At 44.3% G+C, this 11,952-nt stretch carries 13 protein-coding genes; 2 read left to right on the top strand and 11 right to left on the bottom strand.

Annotated features, from left to right (window positions below):
- Positions 1-144: 144 nt before the first annotated feature.
- The 5 genes from QUB64_RS06085 to QUB64_RS06065 form a co-directional block, all read right to left on the bottom strand.
- Positions 145-1,356 carry an RNA-guided endonuclease InsQ/TnpB family protein gene (locus QUB64_RS06085; RefSeq protein ID WP_333265905.1) on the bottom strand — a complete coding sequence of 404 codons (1,212 nt, stop codon included), beginning with the start codon at positions 1,354-1,356 and terminating at the stop codon, positions 145-147.
- A gap of 163 nt (positions 1,357-1,519) precedes the next feature.
- On the bottom strand, positions 1,520-2,377 hold the full coding sequence (locus tag QUB64_RS06080) for a CPBP family intramembrane glutamic endopeptidase (protein ID WP_333265902.1): 858 nt from the start codon (positions 2,375-2,377) through the stop codon (positions 1,520-1,522).
- A 287-nt stretch (positions 2,378-2,664) separates the two neighbouring features.
- Positions 2,665-3,705 carry a UDP-3-O-(3-hydroxymyristoyl)glucosamine N-acyltransferase gene (lpxD, locus tag QUB64_RS06075; RefSeq protein WP_333265900.1) on the bottom strand — a complete coding sequence of 347 codons (1,041 nt, stop codon included), beginning with the start codon at positions 3,703-3,705 and terminating at the stop codon, positions 2,665-2,667.
- Positions 3,706-4,045: 340 nt separating this feature from the next.
- Positions 4,046-4,360, bottom strand: coding sequence for a YkvA family protein (locus QUB64_RS06070; protein ID WP_333265898.1), 315 nt, complete (start codon positions 4,358-4,360; stop codon positions 4,046-4,048).
- A gap of 1,053 nt (positions 4,361-5,413) precedes the next feature.
- On the bottom strand, positions 5,414-6,616 hold the full coding sequence (locus QUB64_RS06065) for an SPFH domain-containing protein (protein ID WP_333265890.1): 1,203 nt from the start codon (positions 6,614-6,616) through the stop codon (positions 5,414-5,416).
- A gap of 213 nt (positions 6,617-6,829) precedes the next feature.
- On the opposite strand from QUB64_RS06065, the gene QUB64_RS06060 reads away from it, so the two are divergent.
- The gene (locus tag QUB64_RS06060; RefSeq protein ID WP_333265889.1) at positions 6,830-7,099 is read left to right on the top strand and encodes a ribbon-helix-helix domain-containing protein; all 270 of its coding nucleotides are present in this window, start codon (positions 6,830-6,832) and stop codon (positions 7,097-7,099) included.
- Positions 7,096-7,404: a type II toxin-antitoxin system RelE/ParE family toxin gene (locus tag QUB64_RS06055; RefSeq protein WP_333265888.1), complete on the top strand. Its 309-nt coding sequence runs from the start codon at positions 7,096-7,098 to the stop codon at positions 7,402-7,404. The genes QUB64_RS06060 and QUB64_RS06055 overlap by 4 nt, the downstream gene beginning before the upstream one ends.
- Positions 7,405-7,468: 64 nt before the next feature.
- On the opposite strand, the gene QUB64_RS06050 is transcribed toward QUB64_RS06055, so the two are convergent.
- The 6 genes from QUB64_RS06050 to QUB64_RS06025 form a co-directional block, all read right to left on the bottom strand.
- Positions 7,469-7,621, bottom strand: a complete 153-nt coding sequence (locus tag QUB64_RS06050; RefSeq protein ID WP_333265886.1) for a hypothetical protein — start codon at positions 7,619-7,621, stop codon at positions 7,469-7,471.
- Positions 7,622-7,637: 16 nt separating this feature from the next.
- Positions 7,638-7,832 (bottom strand): type II toxin-antitoxin system HicA family toxin, encoded by a 195-nt coding sequence (locus QUB64_RS06045; protein WP_333265884.1) that lies wholly within the window; start codon positions 7,830-7,832, stop codon positions 7,638-7,640.
- Positions 7,829-8,032, bottom strand: coding sequence for a type II toxin-antitoxin system HicB family antitoxin (locus QUB64_RS06040; RefSeq protein ID WP_333265883.1), 204 nt, complete (start codon positions 8,030-8,032; stop codon positions 7,829-7,831). Before QUB64_RS06040 ends, QUB64_RS06045 begins: the two co-directional genes overlap by 4 nt.
- A 397-nt stretch (positions 8,033-8,429) precedes the next feature.
- Positions 8,430-11,516 (bottom strand): type ISP restriction/modification enzyme, encoded by a 3,087-nt coding sequence (locus QUB64_RS06035; protein ID WP_333265881.1) that lies wholly within the window; start codon positions 11,514-11,516, stop codon positions 8,430-8,432.
- Entirely contained in the window at positions 11,506-11,703 is a 198-nt protein-coding gene (locus tag QUB64_RS06030; protein WP_333265878.1) for a hypothetical protein, read from the bottom strand. Before QUB64_RS06030 ends, QUB64_RS06035 begins: the two co-directional genes overlap by 11 nt.
- Positions 11,700-11,909, bottom strand: a complete 210-nt coding sequence (locus QUB64_RS06025; RefSeq protein WP_333265876.1) for an addiction module protein — start codon at positions 11,907-11,909, stop codon at positions 11,700-11,702. The genes QUB64_RS06030 and QUB64_RS06025 overlap by 4 nt, the downstream gene beginning before the upstream one ends.
- Between the last annotated feature and the right edge of the window lie 43 nt (positions 11,910-11,952).

The following is an 11,952-nucleotide window of genomic DNA, read 5'->3' as shown; positions in this document are numbered from 1 at the left end:
ATCTCGCCTGCTCTACCAACCGCAATCAAATTGGTTTGTAGTGAGGACTTTAGTCCGCTGGATTATGCGGACTAAAGTCCTCACTACGAACCTTTGATTGATCGTTAGCAATCAACATGATTTAGATTATTGACACTCTCAGGGCTAAAGCCGCTGAGATTCTTGATTCATAGAATCGACTTGCTGGCGTAGAATTACTTCAACATCAGTAGCGGTCAATTCTCCACAAGCGTTATGGGTATTACCCCAAGTTCCGGTATGCCCTACCGTACTTAATCCTCTACTCAGGATATTTCTAGCTGCATTCCAATCACGATCTAAAACGCATCCACAACGACAGGTATGGGTTCGCGTTGACAGACTTTTCTTGACAATTGTTCCGCAACTAGAGCATTCTTGGCTTGTTCCATTAGGGGAGACGGCAATCGTAATTCTTCCGAATACTTTGCCGAAATATTCCATCCAAACTCGGAACATATACCAAGAAGCGTCGTTAATTGATTTTGCTAGACAGTGATTCTTCACCATATTCTTAATCCTCAAGTCTTCGTAGGCTACACAGTCGTTAGACTGGATGACGCATTTTGCTAATTTCACAGCAAAATCTTTACGTTGTCTACTTATTTTGAGATGGCGCTTACCCAGAATCACTCTAGCTTTGCCTCTGTTTTTAGAACCCTTGACTCGCTTTGACACTTGTCTCTGGGCTTTTTTTAGTCTGCGTTCTCCTTGGCGGAGGAATCGTGGATTTTCAACTGCAATACCGTTGGAATCTGTGTATAATTCTTTTAATCCGACATCTAATCCAATGGCGTTTCCTGTTGTTTCCAGTGCTTCGGAGCGGTCAACTCGAATGCAGAATTGGACGTAATACCCGTCTGCACGTTTCACCAATCGCACTCGTTTGATTTGAGTGGACTGATAGAAATGCAGGTCGCGTGTCCCCTTTAGCTTCAGTTTCCCGATTCCTTGTTTGTCGGTGAATGTGATGGATTTCCGGTCTGTTGCTAATTTCCAACCGCTAGTTTTGTACTCAACTGAGCGGTTATCTTTTTGGAACTGAGGAAATCCTTTCTTGCCAGGATTCTTGTTTCTGCAATTGTCGTAGAATCGGGAGATTGCAGACCACGCTCTTTCTGCGCTAGACTGTCGAGCCATGCTATTCAATTCATCACAAAACGGAAACTCTTTTGCCAAGACAGCGCTATACTTGTTCAAGTCAAATTTATTGACTTTTTCGTTCTCCATCCAAAAGCGAATTGCTTTGTTGCGGATGAACTGCACTGTCCTAATTGCTTCATCTACAGCATCAAATTGCTGCTGCTTTCCGTATGCTTTGAATTCAAAAACTAGCATGACTTCGACATCCAGACCGATATTCTTATCCTAACAAGTTCGGAGTAAAATGAACGAAGTTGTTACAATAGCTCACAGGAAAGACTGAAGGGGACTGAAGTCCCTCGCCTCGCTTGCATCTCAGGACTGAAGTCACTGAGTTTTCCGCTTTTCGTCTTTTTTTTTATAAAAGTACGGCTGCTGTTGCTAGCAATAATAGGATTCCGGCTGCACCTGCTAGGGGTTTTGCTCCTATTCCTGTAATCCATTCGGGTATTCGGCCTGTTTGATTAATTATGCCTTCTGTATCTACGGTAGTTATACCCCAAATCCACCCGGCGTGCAGTCCGATCGCTAATCCTAAACTGCCATTGTCGGCGATGCGGGCTAAGGTTAAAACCATGCCCATCAGCCACAATCCTGGTAGTTGCGGTATAGTTTCTTTTGTGGCCCAAATTAGGTGGGCGATCGCAAAAATGAAACTGGCGATCGCACTTGCGGTTAATATTGAGTAATCTTGTTGGAGTAGATTTTGCAAACAGCCACGAAAAATCAACTCTTCTGTGGTGCTAATCCACAAAGCTAATAACAATGTCACCAGAGTTGAAGGTTGAAGGATTGAAGCTGGAAAATTAATGATTGTTTCGCCTGTTTCGGTTTGAATTTTGCTGTTTTGTAGTTCCATCCAACCAGCGGTTAATTGCACACCGAACAAAATGGTTAAGCTGACTGCTGCTAAGGTTAATCCTAACAGCGCCGATCTCAAAGTTGTGGGTTGCAAATTCCAACCCCAATCTGCAAAAGATGCGCCTTCTATCCAAGTTGTCGCCCACAAAATTAGGGGGACAATTAAGTAGAGGGAAGCGAGTAAAGGCAGTTTTTTGTTGCCTAAAGGTTGGGGCGGATGCCATTTTAGGGCGATCGCCAATACAGTTGCTATGGGTAGCCACAAACAAATCCAAGTTGAGAAAAAAACAATTACTTTGACAATTGCTGGTATTGAGGGCGACAGCAGTCGCAGGTTATTTAGGCTATTCCACATTTAAGCGATTGTCTCAAAATATTGGATTAATATGTAAACCGCAGATTTAAAGCGGATTAACACCTATGAATGCAGATGATTTCACAAAATAAAAAGCAAATAAATACAACTCAATTCAATTCGACTTCTTCGTTGCGGAAATTCCCTCGAATCAGTTCCTTAAACATCTGTTGAATTCCCTATAAAATTCGTTACCTGTCCCAGGCCAACTGTCCGCTGTCAACTGTCAACAGCAAACTGTCCGCTGTCAGTTGTCAACTGTCAACTGTCAACTGTCCGCTGTCAACTTAACGATCGATCCGGCGCTGAATTTGTCTTAGAGATTGGTACATTTCGGGTAAGCGGTTGTATACGGCGGCGGCTTTGAGAAATAGTTTGTGGGGAATTGCTGGAACTCCAGTCACGATCGCACCTGCGGGCACGTCGCTGTGAATTCCGGCTTTGGCTGTGGCGATCGCCCCATCTCCGATTTTAGCTTGATTGGCTATTCCCACTTGACCCGCCAAAATTACATTGTTGCCAATTTGGACGCCGCCCGCTAAGCCGACGTGGGCTGCAAAAGCGCAATTTTTCCCAATTTGACAGCCGTGACCTACGTGTACTAAATTGTCGATTTTGGTATTCTGGCCGATGCGGGTTTCTCCGACTGCTGGCCTGTCGATCGTGCTGTTGCAGCCCACCTCAACGCCCTCTTCCAATACAGTGCAGCCAGACTGCTCCATTTTCACCCATCCTGAGGCTGTCGGCACGAACCCAAAACCTTCGCTCCCGATCGCCGCACCGCTGTGAATGACGCAATTTGCCCCGATGCGAGCACGTTCGTGAATCACGCAGTTAGCGTGTAAAACTGTATTCTGGCCAATTACTGCATCTGGGTAAATTACGACATTTGGATGAATGCAAACGTTATTGCCGATTTTGACTTTTGCTTGAATAACTGTGTGGGGGCCGATACTGACATTTTCACCAATTTCGGCTTCGGGGTGAACTATAGCGGAGGGATGAATTTCGGATGCTGGGCGAAATGGTTGGTAAAAAAGCCCGATCGTTTGAGCAAATAGCAATCTGGGATCGGCTGCGGCTATCCAAGCAATGTTGCGATCGCTGCATTGAGCTTGCAGGCTTTCATCTAAGGGTAAAATTAAGGCTGAAGCGTTTGTAGTGGCTGCATGAGCGGCAAATTTCGCTCCTTCTATGTAACTGATCGTACCGGATTCGGCTTCATCGACTGGGGCTGCACCTGTAATTTCTCGATCGTCCGCGCTGGAGGCTTTTAGGCTGTGGCTGTTGGCTAAAGTCAGTTTCTCTACTATGTCGCTAAACTGCATAAATCAAAATTTGCTCTTAACACCGATTCCTCAAGCTGAAAATCATATCATGTTCGATTGTTTGTAGTCAGGACTTTAGTCCTCAGTTTTTATTGTCTAAAACTTATGAGGACGCTCAGTCCGAACGATCGAACCTGGGAAGAAGGACTGAAGTCCTCACTACGAACCCAAAGAAGGACTGAAGTCCTCACTACGAACCCAAAGAAGGACTGAAGTCCTCACTACGAACGAAAGTCGATCGCCCACCCATGAGTTTAACAGTAGCAATGCAAAAGGGAGCCGATCGTCTTCTGCTCCCACTCACTCTCAAAAATCTGCACTATTAAGTTATTATTTGCAACTATTGCACGGAAGAGGCTTCTACATCTACGGTGCGGGCTGTACCTTCGGAATAGGTGCTGGTTGGTTCGGAGGCTGAAGCTGTCTCTGTTTGGCGGGATTTAAAATAGTCGATCGCCATTTGGGACACTTCGGAAATCAGCAACACTGCGATCGCCACATCGTCAATTTGTCCGACTACTGGGAGAAAATCCGGCGCAATGTCGATCGGGCTTACCAAATATGCCAACGTTCCCAGAATAATCCACCAGCGGTACTTGGGGTTGCGGAGCGTTTCGCGGTACCAGTTGTAAACAGATTGTATTGAAAAGTTCATGGGGTTGTCCTCTCGTTATATTTTCAATCTTGACAAATTCTCGCTCGAAACGCTTGTGGAGATATCCCCCCTAGGGTTGGGAAGAGAATGCTACTCGCAGGTATTTGGAATTGCTACTGTTGAATTGAGAGAGTTGAGACTTGCGATCGCGCGGGTTCAGAAACCGGGTTTTTTGCGGAATCAGCAGGCTGCAACCCGGGATTTTATCGGCTCAATCCGGTTTCTGGGGTTTGATGCGACTGTCTGAGCAGGTACGCGGAAATCAACATTGACACATCACAGAATATAGAACCCATTTGAGATATATTCTGCGTAAATCTCAGAAACCGGGTTTCTCTCGGTATTTCTCGTCACCCAACCCAAAAACTCGTAGAAACCCGGTTTCTTGCCCCGGGCGTAAATCTCAGAAATCGGGTTTCTAGGAGTATTTCTCGTCACCCAACCCAAAAACTCAAAGATGTCAAATGGGTTCTATACATCATGACATACATAGATTTTTTCCCGCTCATCTACTTAGTAGATGAGCTATTTTGAACGCCGTAACTTTGGTTGGGGGCTACTATTTTGAACAAACAAAACTGTTCTGTAAGGAACAGTTTTTTAGTATAATTTTACACCTATATTTTTGATAGTTATGATGTGGCAGATCGCCCCAATTACTGACATTTTTATGATTAAAAGTCCTTAACAGTTGACAGTTGACAGCTTGCCCCGAGCGAAGTCGAGGGGTTGACAGTTGACAGCGAAGTTTTTAGGCAGGGGATTTAAGCCCCTGCCTAAAAACAATCCACCTAAAGGTGGGGGCTTAAATCCCCTGTGATGACGGTCAAAACCAACATTAATTCTGTAGTCACTTTCCCCAAACCTTTGTATTTAATGAATTTCAGCCTTTTTATGTCTCCGTATGGGTATGAGCATCCGATTTAAACAGCAACTATTTCCACCGATCGCCCTACAATCAGCCTAAGTACACAAAAACAATTTTAGTATTATAAAATACCCGTAGTCCGAGTTTGGACAGAGCGTTAAGTTCAATCGAAAAAAGGGTACAGTTCACCCGTCTTGAAACACCCATTTTTGGTCGCCGATCGCAATTTCGCAACCATTGGCCAACCAAAAAGGTTCGTTAGCAGCCAGCCTCTGGCCTCCCACAAAAGTGCCGTTAGAACTGCCGCTATCGACAAGTTGATATCGCTGTTTCCCAACTTCATCGGTAGCGCGGCGGATTTGGGCGTGGTAGCGCGAACTTTGCGGATCTTGCAATACTAAAGTGTTCGTCGGTTCCCGTCCAATTGTAAAAGGATTGGCCGTTAAACCGATCGCCTGTCCAGAAAACTTGTAGATTAAATAGGCGGTATTTTTGCGATCGCTGCTGGCGAGTACCGTCGGTGCAAGTGAAGGTGAGTTTCTCGCAGGCGGGAGACTATTTTGAGCGAGTTGTTCCGTCAGTTGTTGCAAATCGCGATCGAACCCTGCTGCTGTTTCAGAAGCTGGAAGACTCGCCGGAGAATGACCTGAAATTAAGTTTAACTGCTGGACGGGAGCTTGAGGTGCGATCGGGCGGCCGGCTTCAGCAATTCTCATTTGCAGGGCGGCGGAATTTTCGGCTTCCTGTCGCGCACTCATTCCCTCAACTTGGCGAATCACTCCGTTGGTTTCGGGGAAGCTGACATCGCCAATTCGCACGTCTTCTAAATTAAAACCTAGGGGATAAAAATCTTGGACGCGATCGAGCAAATTTTGGCGCAGCAACAGCCGGCCTTGGGTGATAAGCTGTTGTAAGGAAAATTGCCCGATCGCCAATCCCATACAATCTTTAACTGCGCTTGCTAAAGCTGCGATCGGATCGGACAATTCCAAAGCTACCCGTTTCGGATCTATAACTTGATAAATAACCGTCAAAGTCGCATCAATTAAAAATCTATCCTTAGACAAGAAATCCCCGTGGGACTGCACGTCCAAGTTGCGAAGTTTGGTATCTACGAGAACAATTTGACACTGTTCCAGCAGGGGAAGGGCGAAGCTGAAATGCCGCCCGGATTTTAGGGTACGCACGGCGCGGCCGTTTTTGACCAACAAACCTGTGTAACCCGCCCCGATAAAGTCCATGCTAAACCCGGCCCAGCGTTCTGGAGTCACGGTTTGAATCAGGGGAGAGGCGTTGTTCATGGGATGCAGTTGAGGGAGGGATGATTCTACTTTTAGGGTAACAAATTGCTGGCGGGCGATCGACCTCGCGATGTGCCGCTTGGGCAACTTCTATACTGTACGCCTCCACGACTCCCCATTCAGCACGTACAGGATCTCGTTTGCACCTAGAATTTATTTGCTACACTTGATGAAGTTATCGGTCAAAGGCAATCTTCAGAAAAGGCGATCGCGACCAAATAGTAAAATCACCTTAAAAAGTAAAAATTAGGTTATATTAAATCGCCTATAATATAACCAGCAATTCTCCTTTAAAATGCCATGCAAATTGTTTTGTCACCTGAAGTCGAAGCCCTCGTGCAGCGTCAACTCACGACTGGCAAATACAAAAGCGCGATCGAAGTTATCCTAGCAGGTATTCAACTGCTTGAACAGCAAGAAGATATTTATCAGGGGCGACTCCTGGAACTCCAAAAAGACGCACTGATTGGTCAAGAAGCGTCCCAACGCGGTGAAGTTGTAGATGGCGCTACAGCCATAGCAGAAATCCGCGCCAACCTGCGATCGCGCTACAATTCCTCGGAAGCATGACTCCCAAATTTCGCATCACCGAACCCGCAATTCAAGACATCGAGCAAATTGCCGACTATATCGCTCGTCAATCAGGACTCGATACAGCCGATCGTTTTTTAAGCAAGCTAGATGCAAAATTTGCCAAAATTGCTCAGTTTCCCAACCTGGGACGACAACGAGACGAGATTTTACCAAGTCTACGCAGTCTTTCAATGGATAACTATCTCATACTCTATATGGCGATCGGACAAGATGTAGAAATCTTTCGAGTTGTCAGTGGTTATCGAGATTTGTCAGCCCTGTTCACTGATGCTGATGATTGAATTCAATATCTCAACTTGAGATGCTAAAATAATTTAAGAATTAACAAGCAATTTTCCCATACCCTTATGTTTTTTCGGAAGAGCGATCGCGTGATGTTAGGCATGGGAAAGAGGATCGCTCGCGTGAAATTGGGGAGAGGAGAGAGGCGATCGCACTTTTGGACTTAGGATTGTGATGGGGCGGGCGATCGCATTCCATACCTACAAGAATTGACAATTAGAGTAAATCTTCCTCAGATAGCTGGGCTATTTTCATGGTTGGCTCTCAACGTTCCCACTTTCAAGTCTTGATTGCGGTGAACAGGAATTGACAAAATTTGTTCTAATTCTGAATTTTCATAGATATGATGACTGCCGGTAACTCTTTTCAAAATCCAACCTCTCTGCTTTACAATTTTGCACAGTTGTTTTCCTGAAATAGATTTCATACAGCAATTTCCACAATTTGATCGGTGGAGGCAATTGCTTCACGACTATTAGCAACTTCGAGCCAACCGACCATAGCATCTTTTAAATTAGTCATCACCTCTTCTATCGTGTCTCCTTCGGTAATGCAGCCTGGAAGTGCAGGAACTTCTGCCCAATAGCCACCTTCTTCTGCTGGATGGATGATTGCTCTAATTTTCATACTCTTATTGAGTTATTAGTCAAGCATATTATAGCACAATACGGTTTACTTAACACTATTTATGCCCGGAGATCCCTTGCAGCATCCCCCGAAAGCAAGGGGGACGAAAGAGAGCTTTCTTGTTCCCCCCTTTTTAAGGGGGGTTAGGGGGGATCGGTCTTAAGTGAACGGTATTGTATTATAGCAACTATCAATCAATTAGAGTTCGACTAATGCTATTTGTGAGTAGTTTCGTTTTTAGGGGCGAATCCGGTCGGGATAGCTGCGCCGCGCCTACTTTGGATTGAGGATGGCGATCGATTATTTCGATTAAAACTCTTGTCGGGTGGGCTTTGAGCAGCACCCAAAGAGACAAACTAAATCTACAACAGCTTATCTCGCCGCCACATCTAGACCTCTATTCCCAAGGGAAACTCGGTATCACATCATCTATTTCAGCCATAATTTGCATTGTCTCTTTCAAAGCAACCACGACGCGCTGATAGTGCAACACATCATCAAAAGATAAGCTTCGGTTGGCTTTTTTGCGGTCTTTTAGCCATTTATCCAATACTTGATATCCACCCACTTTAAACGCCCATACTTCAGGGGCAATACCTTCAAAGTATTGCTGTTTGTTAATATAAACCCGCCGTTCAGATTCATTATAAGTAACTTCACTAACAGCATTATCACCGCTCACCGGATATTTAGTGATGACTTTATTTATTTTTTTCGATTTCATCAAGTGCAATGCTACCAATCCCTCACCTTTTTTAGCTAATGCTGTGAAAATTTCATTGTCGCGAGTTAAGGGTAAGCGGGGAAAGTCTATTTTCAGGAATTCTGCATAACGCTGGCGGTAGGTAGGACTGTGAAAGACAGAATATGCGTAATAAAAAATTGCTTCAGGAGTTGGTAGATAGCCGAGTTTTTCGCGAATCGCAATCAGGAATTTTTGGGATAAATTGGGAGTGCGATCGGTGAATAAATTACCCTGTTCGTTTTCAGTATCGGGGTAAAGGTAGAGAGAAAACAAGTAGTTAACTTCTTTGAGAGATACTGTATGATGTTGAATAATTTGTGCCGTACAAAATAAATGAGTCCATTCTTCTATTTCAACGGAACGTGTAGTAGCCAGAGCCAAGTTATCTCCTTGGAGAATATGACGCATTACTTCAAAGCGAGGCATACACAAAAAGCCTCTCGTCTTTCCTGTATAGTAGGTGTAGCGTTTGTCAAAAGGACGGTATAAGATAGGGACAATCTTAGAATCGTCAAGGTTATTTCTGCGTAAATCATCTTGAGCAAGTGACACTTGCCAATCTCGCGCATCTTTCCCCAAATCATATTTATTACGAGCTTCCTCAACCGGAAGCGATACAAAATCTTTAATAGTGTCTTTTACTTCCTCACCTAAAAATTTGATTGTCAGGGAATCCCTAGCAGTTACAATACCAACAGAGTGAACAGGCATGATGTCTGTTATTTTCCAGCCTTCGTTATACTCAGTAAGTAAATCTCGATTTTGCGGAACCAATAAATAGAAAGGTGATTGAGGCTGAAAGTTTTTCCATTCAAGTGAATCAATATCTAGCAAATTTAAAGCTTCATATTTAGAAGTTCGACTACCCCACAAATCTGCATGATGAACTTTTGCAGGCGTAGACTTACCAGGCTCTTTGATAAAAATGCCAATACTGACTCCCTGCTGAATATCAAACACATTTTGGTCGGGCGCACCATCCGGAGAAACTTCTTTCTTTTTAGAATTACCGTGCAAATCTAAAACATAGATATCCGTGAAAGTATGCATCAAATTTTGACGCATTCCCCGAAAAGTAGGATTATCGAGATAGCCGTGATTAGTCACAAAAGCCAACACACCAAACCCAGTTTGACTAATGCGCCACTGTCCGAAACGAATAAACTTTACATAATCATCTTGCAGCCATTTGGGATTGCGCTCTTTGAGCGGCACACCATCAACATAATAGTAATCTTTTACTAATCCTGCTATCCATTCACTTTTATTAGCAGAATGTCCAGAATAAGGCGGATTGCCCAACACAACCATTACCGGGAAATCCCGCTTAATTGCTGAGGCTTCATTAGCTTCTTGTGCGACAAATTGAGCAAACAGAACCTCCGATTGTTTCAAAGCTTCATCTAAAGTATTCGTAAGATAAACTCCTAAACGCTGTTTGCTGCTAAACTCATAGCCGAGATTTTGCAGTTGTAAACCGAGTTTGAGATGTGCGATAGCATAGGGAGCCATTAACAACTCAAAACCAAATAATCGGTTTAACAAATTCTCCTGCACGTATTGATTCCAACTCCCAGATATTCCCATATCTTCCAGATTTTGATAAATGCGATCGACAACTCCGTAAAGAAAAGTACCCGTACCCGTTGCCGGATCTAAAATTTGCACTCGCGGCTTTTGCGTGTCTGGATTCTTTGTATTGTCGGCTAATCCTAAAGGCAAATTAAAACGGTTTTTGAGGAGAAAATCGACAGAGCGAACAATAAATGAGACGACGGGTTCAGGAGTGTAGTAAACGCCCCGACTTTTCCGCAAAGCAGGATTGTAAGCTGCTAGAAATGTTTCGTAAAAATGAACAACTGGATCGGATTGGCGAGTGCGACGACCAAAGTTTTCGAGAATAACAGTCATGTCTACTCGCCCTAGTAGCTCGACTAAATCATCTATTGCCCAGTTAATTTGACCGAGTAAATCTGTTTCGATAATGCTGTTAAATAACCGTCGCAAAAACGGATTGGTGGCTGGGATATACGTACCCGCTGTCCGGCGATCGAAAACTTGATTTCTGGGATTTTGAGCGTGACCAACTCGCGCCGCAAATAAACCGTAGGAAATAGTTTGAGCGTACATATCTGCAAAAGCTGCATCGTTGAGATCGGGCAGCAGTATTTCATTAAAACCGCGTTTTAGTTGATGCAATTCGCCGCTTTTATTTTCTATTTGCAAAGCTGATTCTGTAGCGAGGAGAATTGATTTTGTTAATCGCGCCATCTGTTTGGCTAAGTCTTCTGGACTGTTAATGGCAGCACCGCTGTAGTTAAGAAATCCTTCAATCAACTCAATGGTTTTGTCAGGGTTGCAGAGTGTAATTTTGTTACCTATTCTTTCGGCTAAAACTGCGGCTAATCTGACTTTGCCCTCAACATACCAGCGAAATTCTAGATAATTGGTTAAAATTAAGTTACCGTTTAGAGATTCTCGATATCGCTGAAGCTGTTCTGTTTTTTCAACGGGATTCAAATCTAATCCGACATCTTTAGCTTCCACATAACCGACGAGCAAATCGCGCCGTCTGATGGTAAAATCGGGAACGCCTGCTTTATTACCTTTTTCTTCGATGATTGCTTCGAGACTAGCAGCCTGGTTGTCGAGTAAATTCTTGAGAGTTGGGTAATGGGTGCGCTCGCTGCCCCGCTGGAGATTGTTCTGAATTGACTGGATGTATGTATCAAAACGCATTGGCTTCGCCGTTAACGGTATTGATAATTATATAACGGTAAGTGGAGTGCGATCGCCCTTCCACCCACCAATCTAACTTGTATAGCCGCAGACGCAAGCGCGGTTTCCCATCAGGGTAGCGCAGGCATCGATTAGAGAATTGGCGATCGTATTGAGTTAATGCTGCCGGGTGAAAAACGTACCTCATTGTGCTACAATTCGCCTAATCTGAGCTAACCCTTCTTCTCCTGAAATTGGCTCGATCGTACCGCTGCGGATTTCGTCTCGACGCAGCTTAGCTTCCGCAGTCCACAGCTTTTGTACTGTTCCGTCTATATCAAATTCAAGACTCTCAACTAGCCTCTCTGCTAACTGCGCTCTCAACGCATTTGGCAAAGATAAAGCTTCTTTCATTAGTTGCTCAATTGATAGCAAGATCGTACTCTCAAGAAGGTTA

The sequence above is a fragment of the Microcoleus sp. Aus8_D2 genome, assembly GCF_036702665.1.
In the GTDB taxonomy this organism is placed as follows: domain Bacteria; phylum Cyanobacteriota; class Cyanobacteriia; order Cyanobacteriales; family Microcoleaceae; genus Microcoleus.
The sequence above is the reverse complement of the archived record's forward strand: the minus strand, read 5'-3'. Positions and strand labels throughout refer to the sequence as shown.